The organism is Microbispora sp. H10885, assembly GCF_014161415.1.
GTDB lineage: Bacteria > Actinomycetota > Actinomycetes > Streptosporangiales > Streptosporangiaceae > Microbispora > Microbispora triticiradicis.
The window spans coordinates 404,878-422,527 of sequence record NZ_JABBWY010000009.1 but is presented as its reverse complement, the minus strand read 5'-3'; the positions used below and the strand labels follow the sequence as shown (position 1 = coordinate 422,527).

General features: G+C 72.2%; 14 protein-coding genes. 6 read left to right on the top strand and 8 right to left on the bottom strand.

Annotated features, from left to right (window positions below; all coding sequences use genetic code 11):
* Positions 1-11: 11 nt before the first annotated feature.
* Together HHX37_RS25370 and HHX37_RS25365 are read right to left on the bottom strand one after the other, a co-directional pair.
* Complete coding sequence (locus HHX37_RS25370) at positions 12-1,535, bottom strand: ATP-binding protein (protein ID WP_182887018.1); 1,524 nt, start codon at positions 1,533-1,535, stop codon at positions 12-14.
* A 2-nt stretch (positions 1,536-1,537) separates the two neighbouring features.
* Positions 1,538-2,212 (bottom strand): response regulator transcription factor, encoded by a 675-nt coding sequence (locus HHX37_RS25365; RefSeq protein ID WP_111697230.1) that lies wholly within the window; start codon positions 2,210-2,212, stop codon positions 1,538-1,540.
* A gap of 156 nt (positions 2,213-2,368) precedes the next feature.
* Between HHX37_RS25365 and HHX37_RS25360 the strand changes: the two genes are divergently transcribed.
* From HHX37_RS25360 to HHX37_RS25350, 3 genes are read left to right on the top strand one after another with little or no spacing between them, the layout of a single operon-like run.
* Positions 2,369-3,490, top strand: coding sequence for a DUF2092 domain-containing protein (locus HHX37_RS25360; protein ID WP_310740519.1), 1,122 nt, complete (start codon positions 2,369-2,371; stop codon positions 3,488-3,490).
* Complete coding sequence (locus tag HHX37_RS25355) at positions 3,487-4,491, top strand: ABC transporter ATP-binding protein (protein WP_182887016.1); 1,005 nt, start codon at positions 3,487-3,489, stop codon at positions 4,489-4,491. Before HHX37_RS25360 ends, HHX37_RS25355 begins: the two co-directional genes overlap by 4 nt.
* Entirely contained in the window at positions 4,478-5,542 is a 1,065-nt protein-coding gene (locus HHX37_RS25350) for an ABC transporter permease subunit (RefSeq protein ID WP_259406724.1), read from the top strand. Before HHX37_RS25355 ends, HHX37_RS25350 begins: the two co-directional genes overlap by 14 nt.
* On the opposite strand, the gene HHX37_RS25345 is transcribed toward HHX37_RS25350, so the two are convergent.
* Positions 5,532-6,497 (bottom strand): helix-turn-helix domain-containing protein, encoded by a 966-nt coding sequence (locus HHX37_RS25345; protein ID WP_182887015.1) that lies wholly within the window; start codon positions 6,495-6,497, stop codon positions 5,532-5,534. The two genes, HHX37_RS25350 and HHX37_RS25345, sit on opposite strands and share 11 nt — an antisense overlap.
* A 109-nt stretch (positions 6,498-6,606) precedes the next feature.
* Here HHX37_RS25345 and HHX37_RS25340 point away from each other — a divergent pair, with 109 nt between their 5' ends.
* A complete protein-coding gene (locus tag HHX37_RS25340) occupies positions 6,607-7,635 on the top strand; it encodes a saccharopine dehydrogenase family protein (protein ID WP_182887014.1) in 1,029 nt (342 codons plus the stop codon).
* A gap of 103 nt (positions 7,636-7,738) precedes the next feature.
* Positions 7,739-8,209, top strand: coding sequence for a hypothetical protein (locus HHX37_RS25335; protein ID WP_111701258.1), 471 nt, complete (start codon positions 7,739-7,741; stop codon positions 8,207-8,209).
* Here HHX37_RS25335 and HHX37_RS25330 read toward each other — a convergent pair.
* From HHX37_RS25330 to HHX37_RS25320, 3 genes are read right to left on the bottom strand one after another with little or no spacing between them, the layout of a single operon-like run.
* Positions 8,139-8,939 (bottom strand): ABC transporter ATP-binding protein, encoded by an 801-nt coding sequence (locus HHX37_RS25330; protein WP_182875187.1) that lies wholly within the window; start codon positions 8,937-8,939, stop codon positions 8,139-8,141. The genes HHX37_RS25335 and HHX37_RS25330 overlap by 71 nt on opposite strands.
* Before the next feature lie 21 nt (positions 8,940-8,960).
* On the bottom strand, positions 8,961-9,749 hold the full coding sequence (locus tag HHX37_RS25325) for an ABC transporter permease (protein ID WP_111701221.1): 789 nt from the start codon (positions 9,747-9,749) through the stop codon (positions 8,961-8,963).
* Between the two features lie 6 nt (positions 9,750-9,755).
* Positions 9,756-10,562 carry an ABC transporter permease gene (locus HHX37_RS25320; protein WP_310740518.1) on the bottom strand — a complete coding sequence of 269 codons (807 nt, stop codon included), beginning with the start codon at positions 10,560-10,562 and terminating at the stop codon, positions 9,756-9,758.
* Between the two features lie 211 nt (positions 10,563-10,773).
* Between HHX37_RS25320 and HHX37_RS25315 the strand changes: the two genes are divergently transcribed.
* On the top strand, positions 10,774-11,754 hold the full coding sequence (locus HHX37_RS25315; protein ID WP_182887013.1) for an alpha/beta hydrolase: 981 nt from the start codon (positions 10,774-10,776) through the stop codon (positions 11,752-11,754).
* Between the two features lie 1,324 nt (positions 11,755-13,078).
* Here the strand turns inward: HHX37_RS25315 and HHX37_RS25310 are convergent.
* The gene (locus HHX37_RS25310) at positions 13,079-14,314 is read right to left on the bottom strand and encodes a DUF3322 and DUF2220 domain-containing protein (protein ID WP_182887012.1); all 1,236 of its coding nucleotides are present in this window, start codon (positions 14,312-14,314) and stop codon (positions 13,079-13,081) included.
* A complete protein-coding gene (locus HHX37_RS25305) occupies positions 14,311-17,649 on the bottom strand; it encodes an ATP-binding protein (protein WP_259406770.1) in 3,339 nt (1,112 codons plus the stop codon). Before HHX37_RS25305 ends, HHX37_RS25310 begins: the two co-directional genes overlap by 4 nt.
* Position 17,650: the final 1 nt, after the last annotated feature.

The window sequence follows — 17,650 nt, the reverse complement described above, 5'->3', positions numbered from 1 at the left end:
ATCGGGCGGTCTCAACGTGCCAGGGGGAGCCGCACGACGGCACGCAGTCCGGGGGAGGCGTCCTCCAGGTGGACCGTACCGCCGTGGGCCTCGACCGTGGTGCGCACGATCGCGAGACCGAGCCCCGCGCCGCCGTCGTCGCGGCTGCGCGCGTCGTCGAGCCGGGTGAACCGGTCGAACACCCGCTCCCGGTCCTCGGGCGGGATGCCCGGCCCGTCGTCGGCGACGGTCAGTTCGGCGACGCCGGCTCCCGCGGCTCCTCCGGTTCGCACGCCGAGCCGGACCGCCGAGGCCGCATGGCGCAGCGCGTTGTCGACCAGGTTGGTGAGCACCCGCCGCAGGTCCAGCTCGTCGCCGAGCACCACGGGCGCCGGGCCGGGCGCGGCGTCGGAGCCGAGGTCGAGATCGAGGCCGAGGTCGTACCGCTCGGCGGTGCGGCGGGCCAGGACGCCGAGGTCGACCGGCTCCCGCCGGCTCAGCCGGCCCTCGTCGAGCCGCGCCAGGGCGAGCAGGTCCTCGGCGAGACGGGACAGCCGGAGGGTGTCCTCCAGCACGCCCTCCGCCGTCTCGGTCCAGTCCTGCCCCTCCGGATGGCTGAGCGCCACCTCCAGCTGGAGCCGGATGCTCGCGAGCGGGCTGCGCAGCTCGTGCGCGGCGTCGGAGACCAGCGCCCGCTGGCGGGCCTCGGCCTCCTCCAGCCTTCCGAGCATGTCGTTGAGGGTCGTGGCGAGCGCGTGCACCTCGTCACGCGCCTCGGGCACCGGCAGCCGCCGGGATCGCGCCGTGCCGCCCACGGCGGCGGCGCCCCGCCGCAGCAGCGTGATCGGCCGCAGCGTGCGCCCGATGACCAGCCACGAGGCCGCCGCGAGCAGCGCGAGCAGGAGCGGCATCCCGACCAGCAGCACGTGCCCGGTGGTCACCAGACTGCTCTCCACCTCGGTGAACGACCGCGCCACGATCACCGTGACGCCGTGGTCCGCGCTGAGCACCCGCACCCGCAGCGGCCCTGGCAGCGCGTACGGCCGGCCGTTCACGAACTGGGGGGCGCCGGTGCGCGCGGCCGACTCCCGCGCCCGCGCCGGCAGCAGCGGGACCAGGCGGTCGGTGTCGGACGTGGCGTCGACGATCCGCCCGTCCGGGCCGAGCACCTGGACGATCGTGTTGTTCACCGAGGTCACCGGGTCGGGCAGCCGGCCGGCGTCGGACAACGCGACGATCTCGCGGCCTCGCTGGTAGACCTGGTCGTCGATGTTCCGGATCAGGGACTCGCCGAGCACCACGACGAACACGTACGCCGACACGGCGAGGGCGAGCGCCAGCACGGCGGTCGCGGTGGCGGTGAGCCGGAACCGCAGGCTCCGCCGCCGCCACCACACGACCGGGCCGCCCGTCCGCCCCGGTTCCCCGGGCCGAGCGGGCTCCGATGCGCCGGGCCGCGCGGGCTCTGATTCCCGGCGCCGCGCGGGCCTGGTGGTGGCCGGCGTCGCCGCGGCGGACGGGCCGGGTGCGAGCGGGTGCGCGGATGGATCGGGCACGGTCAGCCTCCGTCGCCGGAGAGCCGGTATCCGGCCCCCCGCACCGTCCGCAGGGCGGCGCGGCCGAAGGGCGCGTCGATCTTCCGGCGGAGATAGCCGACGTACACCTCGACCACGTTCGGATCGGTGTCGTAGGTGTCCCACACGTGCTCCAGGATCTCCGGCTTCGACACCACCTCGCCCGGCCGCCGCATCAGGTACTCCAGCAGGGCGAACTCCCGGGGCGTCAGTTCGATCGGGGTGTCGCCCCGGGTGACCAGCCGGACCGCGGGGTCGAGCGACAGGTCGCCCGCGCGCAGCACCGCGGGCCTGCGTCCGCCGCCGCGGCGCAGCAGCGCCCGGATGCGGGCGACCAGCACCACGTAGGAGAACGGCTTGGTGAGGTAGTCGTCGGCGCCGAGGTCGAGCCCGTCGGCCATGTCGTACTCGCCGTCCTTGGCCGACAGCATGAGGATCGGCACCCAGTTCTCCTCCGCGCGCAACTGCTTGCACACGTTGTAGCCGGACAGGCCCGGCAGCATGATGTCGAGTACGACCGCGTCGTAGTCGCCGGCGCGGGCGAGGTGAAGGCCCTCGTTCCCGTCGTGCGCCAGGTCGACGGCGAACCCCTCCGCCTGCAGCCCGCGGCGCAGCGCCTCCGCCATCCGCCGCTCGTCCTCCACCACCAGAACCCGCATTGCCCCATAGTGGACCATTTCGCCGATGGCGCGGAGCGGCGCCTGAGAGGGCTCTCAGCCGGTCTCAGCGTCGGCTCAGGAGTGGTCCGGCAGTCTCGGGCTGTCAGGTTTTCCGCCCATAGTTGGAGATGTGAGATGGCGAAGAAAGCTCGTGTCGTGAGGTGGGGGATTCCGGTGGCGGCGGCGGCCGTGGTGGCCGCGGCCGTGGGGGCCGGCCCGGTGATCGCGTCGGTGGGCGGCGAGCCGTCCCTGCCGGACAGGACGGCGGAGCAGCTGCTGGCCGATGTGGCGCGCACCTGGCAGCACGGCCCGATGCCGCAGATGTCCGGCACGATCGTCGAGACCGCGTCGCTCGGCCTGCCCTCGCTGCCCGGCCTGTCCGGGCCGGGGCCGTCCGGGGCCTCGCCGGTGTCCCTGCTGTCCGGGTCGCACCAGCTCAAGATCTGGTACGCGGGGGAGAATCGGTTCCGCATCATGCTGCCGGGGGAGATGAGCGAGACCGACCTCATCGCCGACGGCGACAAGGTGTGGCTGTGGGACAGCGCGGCGAACAAGGCGACCCGCCTGACCGCCCCGGCCGCCCCCGGCGGGACGGCCACCCCCTTCCCGCTGCCGTCCCGCCCCGCGTCGCTGCCGGCGACGCCGGAGCAGGTCGCGCGGGAGGTGCTGAAGGCGGCCGGGACCGACACCGCGATCAGCGTCGGCGACGACGTCACGGTCGCCGGACGGGGGGCCTACCAGCTCGTGCTGACCCCTAGGTCGTCCGACTCGCTGGTCAGGGACGTCCGGGTGGCCCTCGACGGTGAGACGCTGATGCCGCTGCGCGTCCAGCTGTACGCCAAGGGGGCCGCCGAGCCCGCGTTCGAGGTCGGTTTCGAGACGCTGTCCTTCACCAGCCCCGCCCCGGAGAACTTCGCCTTCACGCCCCCGCCGGGGGCGAAGGTCGAGCAGGGGGTGGACGTCCCCGCGGCGGGCCGCCGCCCCGAGACGGCCCCCGGCGCGCACGACGGGACCCGCGTCGTCGGCTCGGGCTGGGACGCGGTGCTCGTCGCGCCGCTGCCCGCCGCCACCGACGAGAAGCGGGACGAGCGGAAGGGCGGCGGACCCGACGTGGCGGCGCTGCTCGGCGGCGTCCGCTCCGTGGCCACGCCGGTGAGTGGAGAGTGGGGCAGCGGCCGGCTGCTGCGCACCAAGGTCGTGTCGATCCTGCTCACCGACGACGGCCGGCTGCTGGCCGGCGCCGTGACGCCGGACGCCCTCTACCGGGCCGCCCGGTGACGGTGGGCACGCGCGCGGGGGCGCCGCGGAAGGACGCGGCGGCGCCCCCGCCCTCTTCGGAGGGCGGCGCGCACGCCGTCGTCACCACCGGTCTCACCAAACGCTTCCGGGGTGGTCAGCTCGCCGTCGACGGCGTCGGCCTGGCCGTGCCGCGGGGATCGGTCTACGGCTTCCTCGGCCCCAACGGCTCGGGCAAGACGACGACGATCCGCATGCTGCTCGGCCTGGTGACCCCGACGTCCGGCGCCTGGTCGTTGCTCGGGGCGCCCATGCCCGGCGGGCTGGCCCGCGCGCTGCCGAGGGTCGGCGCGCTGGTCGAGGGACCGGCCTTCTATCCGTACCTGTCCGGTGAGGCGAACCTGCGCCGCTTCGACGCGGCCGACCCCGGCGCCGACCCCCGCACAGCACGGGCCAGGATCGGCGCCGCGCTGGAGCGGGTCGGGCTGACGGCGGCGGCCGGCAAGCGCTACCGCGCCTACTCCCTCGGGATGCGCCAGCGCCTGGCCATCGCGGCGGCGTTGCTGGGGCCGCGCGAGCTGCTGGTGCTCGACGAGCCGACCAACGGCCTCGACCCGCAGGGCACCCGCGAGGTCCGCACGCTGATCAGGGAGATCGCGGAGGACGGCACGACGGTCTTCGTCTCCTCCCACCTGCTGGGCGAGGTTGAGCAGATGTGCGGCCACGTGGGCGTCATGCGGGCCGGCCGGCTCGTCGCGCAGGGCCCGGTCGCCGCCCTGCGTGAGGCGGGCGCGGCCCCGCGCCTGCGCGTGGAGACCCCGGACGTCGCCGTGGCGGCGGCCGCGCTGTCCCGGGCCGGGCTGGACGCTGTGCGCGCCGGGGACGGCGAGGTCACGGCGCACGCCGGGGAGGAGCCGCCCGAGCGGATCTGCGCGCTGCTCGTCGGCGAGGGCGTGGCGGTGCGGGGGTTCGGGGTGGTCCGTCCCACGCTGGAGGAGGTCTTCGTCGGGCTGACGGGGGAGGGGTTCGATGTCGAGGCATGAGACCGGGACAGCCGCGCCGGAGGCACGGCCGGTGGCGCGGCCGGTGGTGGAGGAGCGGGCGCCGCTCGACGAGGCCGCGCCCGGCACCCCGGGCGGCGCGTCGGACGGCGGGCCGGGCATGGCGTTGGACGACGGGCTGGGCACCGAGCCGGGCACGGCGTTGGACGGCGGGCCAGGCGATGGGTTGAGCGGTGGGTTGGGCGGCGCGTCCGAAACGGGGGCCGCGCCGCGCCCGTCGTCCGTGCGGCACGTGGCGCGGCTGCTCGCCTCCGAGGCCGGGCTGACGTTCCGCCGGCCGCGCAACCTCGCGATGCTCGGTGTGCTCGCGGTCGTGCCGGTGCTGATCGGCGTGGCGGTGCGCCTCGCGTCGGACGACACGGGCGGTTCGATCGTCGGCCAGATCGCGGGCAACGGGCTGATGTTGACGTTCGCCGCCTTCGCGATCATGCTGCCGATCGTGCTGCCGCTCACGGTGGCGGTCGTGGCGGGCGACGCTGTGGCGGGCGAGGCCGCCCAGGGCACGCTGCGTTACCTGCTCGTCGCCCCCGTGGGACGGGCCAGGCTGCTCGCGCTCAAGTACGCCAACGTGGTGGTCTTCTGTCTCGCCGCGTGCGCGCTGGTGGCGCTGTCGGCGCTGGCGGCGGGGCTGGTGCTGTTCCCGGCGGGGCCGGTGACGCTGCTGTCGGGCACGACGGTTTCGGCGTCCGCCGCCCTGCTGCGCATCGGGGTGGTCGTGCTGTACGCCGCCGCCGGGATGGCGGCCCTCGGCGCCGTCGCGCTCGCGGTCTCCACGCTGACCGAGGCGCCGATCGGGGCGGTGGCGGCCAGCGTCGTGACGGTGGTGGTCAGCCAGGTCCTGAGCGCGGTCCCGCAGCTCGCCGCCGTACGGCCGTTCCTGCTCACGACCTGGTGGGGCGCGTTCGACGGCGCCCTGCGGGCGCCGATGGACGTCGACCGGATGGGGCAGGGGCTGCTGGCGTTCGCCGCCTACGTCCTGGTGTTCGGCTCGGTCGCCTGGGCGCGCTTCACGAGCAAGGACGTCACCGCCTGACCGGTGCCCCGCGAGCGGTCGTAGGTGATCGGAAGGTGCGGCGGTAGGCGTCCGGAGGCACGCCCACCGTGCGGTTGAAGTGCCGGCGCAGGGTCGTCGCGGTGCCCATGCCGGTGGCCGCCGCGATGGCGTCGACGGTCTCGTCCGTGGTCTCGAGCAACTCCTGGGCGTGGCGGATCCGCTGGGTCAGCAGCCAGCGCAGCGGGCTGGTGCCGGTCACCGACCTGAAGTGGCGGGCCAGATTGCGCGAGCTCATCCGCGCCTGGCGGGCCAGGTCCTCCACAGTGAGCGGCTGGTCCAGCCGTTCGATCACCCAGGGGAACAGCGCGGCGAGCGGGTGGTTGCCCGGGGCGGGCACCGGGGTGGTGACGAACTGGGCCTGGCCGCCGTCCCGGTGCGGGGGCACGACCAGGCGGCGGGCGACCGCGTTGGCGATCGACGAGCCGTGGTCGAGGCGGACGATGTGCAGGCACAGGTCCATGGCCGCGGCCTTGCCGGCGGAGGTGAGCACGCTGCCGTCGTCCACGTACAGGACGTCCGGGTCCACCCGCACCTTCGGGTAGCGGGCGGCCAGGTCGCCGGTGTGCGCCCAGTGCGTGGTCGCGCGCTTCCCGTCCAGCAGGCCGGCGGCGGCCAGCACGAACGCGCCCGTGCACAGGGAGGCCACGCGCGCGCCCGCCTCGTGGGCCGCGCGCACCGCGTCGACCAGAACGGCGGGCGGCTCGACGTCGACGTCCGCCCACCCCGGGACGATCACGATGCCGGCGTGCCGGAGCCGATCGAGCCCGTGGTCGGGTTCCAGCAGGAACCGCCCGGCCCGTACGGCGCCGGGCCCGCAGACGACGAGGCCGTACCAGGGATCGGCCAGGCCGGGGTCCGTTCCGAAGACCTCGTACGCCAGGGACAGCTCGAAGTGCAGCATCCCGTCGGTGACGGCCAGCGCGACAGTGACCACGTCCGAAATTGTACGGATAACGGCGTTCCGGACACTCACGGTGGCATGCCCGCGATCGTCAGGATGTTCCCGACGGATCGCAGCGGATCATGAAATAGAGGGAGAAGCCGTGGAGTCGGGACTCAGGGTGGCGGTGTTCGGCGCGTACGGGCACACCGGACGGTTCGTGGTGGCACACCTGCTCGAGCGCGGGTTCGTGCCGGTTCCGTCCGGGCGCGACGCCGGCAAGCTGACGAAGCTGGCATCCGAGTCCGGGCTGGAGACCCGTCAGGCGTCCGTCGACGACCCCGCCTCGCTCGACCGCGCGCTGGCCGGCGTGGCGGCGGTGATCAACTGTGCCGGCCCCTTCGCCACGACGGCCGCCCCCGTGATCGAGGCCGCGCTGCGCGGCGGGATCCCGTACGTGGACGTGGCCGCCGAGATCGAGGCCAACGCCGACACCTTCCGGAACTTCGCGGACCGCGCCCGCGCCGCGGGAGCGTTGATCGTCCCCGCGATGGCCTTCTACGGCGGCCTCGGCGACCTGCTGGTGACGGCCGCGATGGGCGACTGGAGCTCGGCCGACGAGGCGCACGTCGCGTACGGGCTGAGCGGCTGGCACCCGACCGCCGGGACACGTGCCGCGGGTGCGGTCTCCGAGCAGCGGCGGGCCGGCCGGCGCGTCCGTTACCGGAACGGCCGGCTGGAGTACCACGACGACGACCTGCCGACCCTGGAGTGGCCCTTCCCCGGCCCGATGGGACCTCGAGCCGTCATCGGGGAGTTCACGATGGCCGACGTCGTCACCATCCCCAGCCACCTGTCCATCCCCGATGTGCGCACCTACATGACGGTGGAGGCGGCCAGGGACCTGTCGGCCCCGGAGACACCGGCGCCGGTTCCGGTGGACGAGCGCGGGCGGTCCGCGCAGACCTTCCTCGTCGACGTCGTCGTACGCTCCGGCGGGGCCGAACGGCGCGCCGTGGCGAGCGGCCGGGACATCTACGCCGTGACCGCGCCGCTCGCGGTCGAGGCGGTCGGCCGCGTACTCGCCGGACAGACCCGGGCCGTCGGCGTCGTCTCCGCCGGCGAGGTCTTCGACGCCCCCGATTTCCTGCGCGCGCTGTCCCCGCACATATCCCTGGAACCGCGTCCGTAGCGAGCAAATCGTCCGTGTCGGCATCATCGCCGTTCACAAGTGATGACCTTGACCGCTCTTTGTCGCTAGTGTTGCCGCGGACCTCTCACCCAAGGTGGTGTTCATGCGGCACTTCTTCGGGCTGCTCCTGGGCGTTGTCGTCGCGGCGGCTCTTCTCGTCGGTGGTGGATGGGCGTCTCAGGAGGCGGTGCGAGGGGCCGTGCAGAACGTGGACCCCGTCAGGGACACGCGGATGCTGATCGCCCTGGGTGTCATGGTCGTCGTCGGCCTGCTGCTCGGGCTGGTGCTGGTCACCCGTGTGTCGCCGCTGTCGACGTTCGTCCCGTCGATGGCGCTGCTGGCGTGGACCGTGGTCTACCTCCTCGACGTGTCGCGCGCCGCGAGCCTGGTACCCACCGGGCCCTCGGTGCACGCGGAGCTGCTGCAGGCCGGCCGGGGCGCGCTCACGCTGCTGTCGACCGGCGTGTACGCCCTGCTCGGCATCGCGTTGTTCCTCCCGGTGCTCATGCCGTCCCGCTGGTCCCGCCCGGAACGGGAGGAAGAGGAGGAGTACGAGGAGACCCTCGGCTACTGAGGTAGAGGTCGGTCACCACTTCCTCGATGGACGTCCGGCCGGGGACCAGCGCCCGCAGGTCGTCGAGTGTGCCGTCGAAGGCCAGGCTGCCGTGGTCGATCAGCAGTACCCGCCGGCACAGCCGCTCCACGTCGCCGAGGTCGTGCGTGGTCAGCAGCACCGTCGTCCCGTGCTCCGCGTTGCGGCGCCGCAGGAAGTCGCGCACCTCCGCCTTGCTGACGACGTCGAGCCCGATCGTCGGCTCGTCGAGCACCAGCACGGCGGGGTCGTGCAGCAGGGCGGCGGCGATGTCGCCGCGCATCCGCTGCCCGAGGCTCAGCTGACGCACCGGCGTCGTGAGGAAGCCGCCGAGATCCAGCAGGACGCAGAGCTCGTCCAGCCGGTCGCGGAACACCTTGCGATCTACTTTGTAAAGGAGCCGGTTCAGCTCCAGGCTGTCCCTCAGCGGCAGATCCCACCACAGCGTGGTCCGCTGGCCGAAGACGACCCCGATCCGGCGGGCGAGGGCCGTACGGCGCCGGGCCGGGTCGAGGCCGTCCACCCTGATCCGGCCCGAGGTGGGGGCGAGGATCCCGGTCAGCATCTTGATCGTGGTGGACTTGCCCGCGCCGTTCGGGCCGAGGCAGGCGACGAACTCCCCGGGCGCGACGTGGAAGGACAGGTCCCGTACGGCGTGCACGACCCGGCGGCGCACCCGGAAGACCCGGCCGAGCTCCGCCGCGTCGATCACTGGTCCACCTCGGTCATCTGGTCAGCTCCCCGTTGATCGGTATCGGCGGATTCCCGCCCGCCAGGCGAGCGCGGCCACGGCGGCCAGCGCGAGCGCGGCGGCGGGGGACAGCAGGCCCGTCCAGGACGGCAGGCCGAGGGGGTCGGGCCGGTCGAGCACGTAGAGCCCCGGCCGCCAGTTGACGAACGCCAGCGGCAGCACGTACGTGAGGCCCTGCACGATGCGCGGGTCGTAGACGCTCAGCGGGTACTGGTTGAGCATCGCCCCGCCGTAGGTGAACGCGTTGGCCACCTCGGGCGCGTCGGTGAGCAGGAACTGCAGCGCGCCGCCGAGGGTGAACATCGACGTGAAGATCACGATGCCTGAGACGACCATGACGGGCACCATCCAGGCCCTGCCGAGCGGTATGTCCAGCCGGGCCAGGGCGACGCCGAGCACCGCCGCCGCCATGACGACCCGGCCGATCCGGTGCGGCCCGAAACGGTCGGCGGCCACCTGCGCCCAGGTGGCGACCGGCCTGACCAGCATCACGTCGAGCGTCCCGGCCTTGATGTGCTGACTGATCCGGTCGACGTTGCCGAACAGCATGTCGGAGGTCGCGAAGGCCAGTTCCGACGTGCCGTACAGGAACATGACCTCGGCCGGTCCGAACCCGGCCAGGGAGTCGGTGTTCGCGAAGATCACCCAGATCACGGCGATGTCGAGCCCGCCGATCACGAAGGCGCCCGCGGCCATGAGCGCGAACGAGACGCGGTACTGCGCGGCGGCGCGCGTCCAGGCCCAGACGAGCAGCGCGTACGTCCTGATCACCGGCGCTCACCCACCCTGGATCACGACCTTCCTGCGGGCGGCCCGCGTCAGCAGCGCCCCCAGTGCCAGCAGGACCGTCGCCCACAGCGCCTGGAAGGCCAGGGCGTGCACCGGCTCGGCCGTGCCGAGGTAGACGTCGGAGGGCGCCTGCGCCATCGCCGCCCACGGCAGGGCGCGGGTGAGCGAGCCGAACCATCCGGGAAAGATCGTCAGGGGCAGCATGAGCCCGCTGAAGAACGTCGTGAGCACCAGCGAGAGCGTGGCGAGACCACGGTCGTCCATGACCCAGCAGGACGCCAGCGCGACCAGGTAGCGCCACCCGAAGCTCACCACCACCCCGAGCGTGACGCTCGCCAGGAAGGCGGCCGGGGCGCGCGGGGCGACGATGCCGAACAGCGCCGCGCCCGCGAGGGCGGGCGGGACGCTCCGGGCGAGGAAGAGGAACGCCGCCCGGCCCAGGTCCTCCGACAGGCACCACAGTTGCAGGGGCGCCGGCCGGACCAGGTCGAGCGCGACGTCGCCGCTGCGGATCCGCTGCGGCAGGTCGAGCCCGACGCCGAACAGCTGCATCGGGCCGATGCACGCCTGGGTGAGAAAGCAGAAGGTCACGGCGTCCGCGACGGAGTACCCCCCGAGGCCCGGCCGGGCCTGCCACAGCGCGATCAGCACGTACGCGCGCAGCACCCCGAAGACGGTGTTGGTGAACGCCCCGGCCAGGGCCGCCGGCCAGTAGGCGGCATGCCTGCGGAAGCCGTACCAGGCCAGCCGGGGATAGAGGGGAAGCGCCGCGCCGCTCGTCAAACTCGCCTCCACGCCGCGCGTTTTGCGAAAACTTTACCGGGAGTCCGCGATTCCCGTGGACTGAGGGCGTGGGCGTGGGGCAGCGGGGCCTTTTCGGGTCTCCGCGTGGGGAACCCATGACCTGCGGATGTTACCTTGTCGTAACATTGTCGCAATGGGGATGAAACCTACCTAGCGGTAGAACAGATTGCCTAACTGGGAATATCCCTTTTAGGAGGCTTGCATGGTAGATGAGCTTAATGTTGATATTCGTCCGGAATATCCGGTCAGCTGGCAGGCGGCCGCGATCAACGGCGTGCTCCGCGGCACCATGAAGCCGATCTCGACCCTACTGGTCCGCAACACCACGGGGATGGCGGTGGCCAGCCGGCTGATGTGCCTCGGCGAGCGCGTTCCCGGCATCCTGCCCGGCCACGTGTCCGTCGTCCCCGACGGCTTCGGCTCGTGCACGGGCGAGTGGGTGCACGGCGGGCCGTACCTGGACGAGCGGAAGGTGGTGCTCTACTTCCACGGCGGGGCCTACTTCGTCTGCTCCCCGGCCACCCACCGGCCGATCACCTGGCGGCTGTCGGCCGCCGCGGGCAGCCCGGTCTTCTCCCTCGACTACCGCCAGGGGCCTGTCCACACCCTCGCCGAGTCACTGGCCGACGCGCTCCAGGCGTACGAGTGCCTGCTGGACCTCGGGTACGCCGCCAAGGACATCCTGCTGGCCGGGGACTCCGCCGGGGGCCACCTCACCCTGGCCACTCTGCTGGCCCTCCGCGACCGGGGCATGCCCCTGCCCGCCGCCGGCGTCTGCCTCTCCCCCTGGACCGACCTCAGCGAGAGCCGCCGCCGCGTCAACGTCTGGTCCGACCCCATGCTCCCCGCGGGCCGCGTCGACTGGCTGGCCCGCCGCTGGACCGACGGCCTCGACTGCCGCGACCCCCTCGTGTCCCCCGTGTACGGCGACTACACCGGGATTCCCCCGCTGATGATCGTCACGGGCTCCACCGAGGTCCTGCGCGACGAGGCCCGCCGCGTCGCCCTCAGCGCCCGGGAGAACGGCGTGCAGGTCACCTACGAGGAGTGGACCCGCATGCCGCACATCTTCCCCCTCCTCGCCGACGTCCTCCCCGAGGGCCGCCTGTTCTTCGAGCACGTCTCCCGCTTCCTCGACGCCGTCCGCGACCACCACGCCACCGCCGCCCCCGAGGCCGCCTGACCAGGGGCCAGGGACTCCAGCGATTGGCGGCCTGACGTCCGGAAGGCCGCCGTGGTCATTCCCGGTTGTCCGAGCCGTGCCCGTTCCCCGATGATCCGTACATCGGGTGAGGCGCGCCGAAGGGCAACGATGAAGGCATTGCTGATTTTCCGAGGACCCGCGGCTGCTCACCCACGACGGCCTGACGATCCGTACGACGATCGACCAGCGGCTCCAGCGGGCGGCCCAGCAGGCCGTCGACGCCTATGTCGATCGCGACGACCCGCAGCTCGCCACGCAGGTGATGATCGTGCCGGGCGAAGGCGCCATCAGGGCCATGGCCGTCAGCCATGACGCCGGCGACGGGCCTGCCTTCCAGCAGGGCACAACCTCGATGCCCTACACCCTGGCCGCGGCGCTCGCCGCCGGCATGCGGTACGGCGACGGCTTCGCCGTCTCCGACGAGTACCAGGCCCAGGGCTACGCGACGGTCAAGAACTGCGCGGGCCAGGGCGCCGCCGAACCGACTGTCGTCATCCACAATCGGGAGAAGGGCGGGAAACGGTTCGTCACCCTGCGGTCGGGCACACGAGGCGCGGTCAACACCTTCAACATGCGCGTGCAGGAGAAGGTCGGCCTGTGCGAGACCGTCAGGATGGCCGAGGGGCTCGGACTCAGGAGCGCCGACGGAAAACCGCTCCGGGAGACAGAGACGTTCACGCTGGGTCTCACCGAGGCCGATCCCGTCTCGGTGGCCAACTCCTACGCCACCCTCGCCGCCCGTGGCCGCTTCTGCGAGCCTGTGGTGATCACGGAGATCCGTGACGGCTCGGGCACCACGCGCTCCTTCCCGCCGCAGTGCCGGCAGGTCCTGGACCCGGCGGTCGCCGACGCGGTCACCGGGGTGCTGTCGGATGTCCTGGCGAAGAGCAGGCTCAAGGGCATCGGCCGCGAGGCGGCGGGCATGCCCGGCGAGGGCGACGAGCACCGCTCCGCCTGGTACGCCGGTTACACCCCTGATCTGGCCGCGGCCGTCAGCCTCGGCGACCCTCGCGGTGCTTACCGGTACCCCCTGGTCGACGTCACCATGGCCGGCCGCCACTATCGACAGGTGGGCGGTACGTCGGTTCCCGGCCTGATCTGGAAGCAGGCGATGACCGAGGCGGCGCGGGGGACACGGGAGACCCGCTTCGCTCGCCCCGGACATGCGGCGCTTCGGCGGCTGCCAAGACGCCTGCCCGAACTGACCGCCGCCCGGGCCGCGCTACGGAACAGCGGCAAAGCCGGAGGACTTCGTGTCGCCCAGGCACTCGCGGTCACGGATGAGTGGCGCGGGTCGCAGTTCTCAACGTCCCTGGCTTTTCACTATCTGCAGCAGCCGGCTCACGGCATGGGTGAGAGGGATGGCTTCCTGTTCGATCCGGCGGAACGGGGTGGAGCCTGCGGTCGCGATGGTGTCGTACGCGATGCTCTCGGCTTCGGTGAGGTGCGGGAGGTCCGCCGGTGACGGCTTGATGGGGCGGCCTGCCCTGTCGTGGTTGACGCCGTGCTCGGAGTAGTGGTGCAGGTCGGTGGCGTCCATGAGGATGGAGGCGACGGGCTTCGGCGGTGCGCCGTCGGGGGTGGGCTCGGCCAGTGCGGCGCGGAACCGGTCGAGGATCGTGTAGCCGTCCGCGTCGATGTCGCCCCAGTAGACGACATGGTCCGCCGCGCGGATCCACGGCACGTTCGCGAGCAGGGGAGCTGCGGCCTTGCCGCCGCCCTCGACCACGATCGTGTCCTTGACCGGCGGGAACCAGAGGCGGGAGTCGCGGTTCTCGACCACGAGGACCACGCGTGGGCGGTAGGCGATGTCGTGCACGTCACCGGTGGTCCAGGCGTCGTGCCTGCGGCGGCCGGACGCAGCGTGGTCAGGGTCGACGTAGGTCAGGTGCATGACGGTCGGCCGGGGCCGGACCTCCCCTCGTACATCGCGTCCGGCGACGTCGCGCAGTAACGCGCCGTGGGTGTCGAGCCATTTGGTGTGCATGCCGGGGACCGGGAGTTGCCGCAGGGTCCACGTGCCGGCGTCGGGGTGCCGGCGTAGCCAGGTGACGGCACTGACCAGAACCTCCATGTCGACGGCCGCAAGACGGCAGACGGCCCGGAGCGTGGCCGGGGTGAGGATCGCCCCGGCGGACCGCAGCGCGGACGCGAGCGCACGGGCATGGTCGATGTCCACGGCCAGAGGTTCGGCACAGGTACGGGTGTCGGCCACGAGCGAGACGGCGCCGTCCAGGTCCGCGGTGAGCGTGGCGGGGAAGTCGCCGGCGACTCCTCGGATGGTCACCGCCCTAAGGACGAGTTCCACACCGGTGGGGAGCCGGCCGGCGAACTCGCGCCACTGCATGTGCCACTCGTGCCAGGCGGCGTGCCCGAGCCGCTCGACGGCCTTGCCCGTCGACACGCCGGGGCGGAGCGGAACGGAGAACACGACCTGGTCGCCGACACCGAGGCCCGCGCACACGGCTTCCGCCCACTTCTGGTCGATCTTGCGGCGGACGGCCTCGACGGCGTCCTTCGGGGTGACGAGTACGCTCATGCGTCCGGAACACCGACCAGGGGTTTCGCCCAGGACCGGCCCTGGGAGTTCTTGAGAATCAGGTACTCCGCGTCCACATGCGGCTCGATCGCGCTGTGCTTGTCGTTGGGAGCGCCGATGACGAGCTGGAAGCCGAGACCACGCCACGCGCCGATGGCCCGGCCGGTGAAGTGCGCGTCCGCCTTGATCAGCGCCTCGTCGAGGAAGACGGGGGCGTAGCGGGGGCGGTCGGCACCCGCGTCGCCCAGTTGGTACCGCAACGCGGCCCCGACGATGAACGCGACCAGCTCCTGCGATTCGCCGCCGGACTTCTCGCCGATGTGGTCGTACACGGCGACGTGCCCACCCTCGAGATCGCGTTTCTCGGCACTGATCCGAACGTGGTTGCGCACGTCGACGAGGTCGGCGAAGTCGGGCGCGGTGCGTCGGATGCGGTCGATCACCTTGGCCATCCGGTGATAGGCGCGCTCCCGGTCCTCGTCCGTCGCCGCCTGGTCGATGAAGGCGCGTACTTCGCGCAGTTCCTTGCGGAACCGGGCACGCACCGTGGAGTGGCTCTCCTGCGGGTCGATGCGCAGCCGGTGCCTGTCGTCAGCGAACGGCAGTTCGGCGAGGATGCGGTTGACCGGGTCGATCCGGTCGCGGATCTCCCGGACAGCGGCGGCGAGCTCGCTGTCCAGGCCGGTCAGGTCGTTGCCGGACAGTTTGAGCAGGCTATCCCGCCACTCGATCTCCAGTTCGTGCAGCCCGCTGGTCTCCAGGTCGGTGAGCAAGCGATCGAAGTCGCGGTACGAGTCGTCCGCGTCGATGCCGAGGTTCGGGTTCGGCCAGCGCTCGACGAACGTCGAGAACGTGTCGAGCAGCGCCTTCTTCGACCTGCCGATCGCCTCCGCCGCGGCCTGCCGGTCGGCGCGGAGCCGCTCGGTGGCCCGTTTCACCGCCGCGTCGAACTCCGCGAGCGCCCCCGCCGGGGCGGTGCCGTCCAGGTCGCTGTCGAACAGCGCATCCAGGTACGCCCGATGCTCCTGACCGACATCGGCGCCTGTCTCCCCGGCCGTGTCGAGGGCCTGCTGTGCGCGGTCCACCTCGTCGACGGTCGCCTGCCAGGACTCACCGAGTATCCGCACGTTCTCCTTCTGCCGGCCGACGCGTTCGGTCAGTTCCCTGGCCTGCTCCTTGAGTTCGTCCACTTGGCGCTGCATCTGGTCGATGCGCGGATCGCCTGCGCGGATTTCGTCGACGATGCGGTTCCAGCGGTCCCGTTCCGCCGTGACGGACTCGACGTCCACCTGGTCCCAGGACAACTCGGTCAGGATCTGGTAGGCCATGCGTCTGGTTTCGACCGAGTCGAGGTCCTCCTCCGCCTTCGTCGCCCGGGCGACAGCCTCGTCACGGCGTTCCCGCGCAAGGCTCATCCGGTTCTCAAGGTCGGCGAGCAACCTGGTGTTGGTGAAACCGAGCAGGTTGGCGCGGCCGTGGCCGCCGTGCGCGCCCCGACCGCTTTCCGACGTCTGGCCAGTGATCGTGAGTGCCTTGGGGTACTGCCCCAGCAGCCTGGGTGTCTCGACGCAGACGAAGTCGAACCGACGGGCCAACTCGCTCTTGAGCCAGGAGGTGAACGGCGACGGCCGGTAGTCGAGCCGGCCGGGGAGCGTCTTGTCGTTCAGCCCGACCTCGTCCCGCAGACCGGTACGCACGCCCTCGAACTGGATACGCCGGGCGGTCGGCACCGCGTTGATCGCTTCGCGGAACGAGTTCAGCCGGCCGATGTCGATCAGCATCCGCGTCGCGAATCCGCCGAGTGCAAGGTTGAACGCCTCGCGCCACGGCTCGAACTCCGTCCGCACCTCGATCAGCTCGCCGACGAACGGCAGGTCGTCCGGGCTGAGCCCGGCGGCCTCGGCCAACGCCGCGCGAGCCACGTGCAGCTCGGTCGGGATGTTGCCCCGCCGGTTCTTGACCGCCTTGTGCTCGGCGAGCAACCCGGCCAGCTCGCGGTCGGCGTCCTTCTTCTCCGACCTCGCGTCGGCGAACCGCTCATGGACGGCCCTCCTGGCGTCGGCGTCGGCCAGCGACCGATGCGCCGTCTCGACCACTGAGGCGAAGTCATCACCGTTCGACACACCGGCGCCGATCGTGGCGAGCGCCCGGTCCAGCCGCTCCCGCGAGCGTTCGACATCGGCCAGTCGCTGCTCCACGCCGCGGATCTCCCGGAGTGCGGTGTCCAGGCGATCACCACCGGACGCGCGAAGCGTGTCGGCCACCCCGTCACGCTGTACTTCGGTCGCCTTGACCAGGGCGGTGGTCTCCGACAGTTCGTCCTCGGCTCGGCGGTGCCGCTCAGCCAGGTCCTTCTCGGCGGCGCGCAGCAGGTCGAGCCGGCGTTCATGACGCCACAACGCGGCAGGGGACGACGTGTCGGTGAACGATCCGACCTCGTCGATGAGGCGTGACCGGTCCACTGCCTCGTCGATGGTGCGCCGGTGTTCGCGGATCGGGGTCAACGCCTTCACCTGCTGGCGGGCGGTGATCATTCTGGTCCGGGTGCCGGACAGTTCGTCGAACTGCTGCACCACCGCGTCCGCCGTGGCCAGTGTGGACGGCTCCTCAAGGACCATCGTCTTGTAGAGAGCGTCGACGGTGGTGATCTGCTGACCGGCCTGGATCCGGCCCAGCAGCGCGACCGCCTTGTGCCCGTCGCCCGCGGCGCCGATGCCGAGGGTGGTGTGGAGACGCGCGGTGAAATCGCGGTCGGTGTCGAAGCACTTCAAGCCGGTCGCCTCGACCTCGGCACGCGCGAGCTTCCTGTTCGCCGGGCCTTCCAACGTGCGCAGATCGTACGAGCGGTCACAGGTGGCGCGCACCGCCACGACTTCGTCGAGGCTGCGGGCGGACGACGGGACGTACCAGGCCCGGAGCGCGGTGAACTCGGCGCCGGTGTGGTCGGCCCATGTCATCGCGATGGCGGACCAGGTGTCGCGGCCGTCCCCGCGCAGCACCCGCGACCTCGTCTCGCCGTCGGTCCGGGACTCGTCGAGCTTGCCGCGCGCGTAGGAGAGGATGTTGCGCTGGTCCTTGCCCCGGGGCCTGCCGACCACCCCGCCGTTGGAGGCCCCGTTGAAGGGAGTCGTGTGCGGCATGAGCAGCGCGATGTAGGAGTCCATCAGCGTCGACTTGCCGGATCCGGAACCTCCGCTGAACAGGGTGGCGCCGGGTGCGAGTCGCAGGTGGTGATATCCGTCGTAGCCGCCCCAGTTGACCAGTTGCAGGGCCCGCGCCACCCACTGCTGGCCCCGTGACGCCGCCGGGATCAGCCCGAACAGTGTGTCGATCATG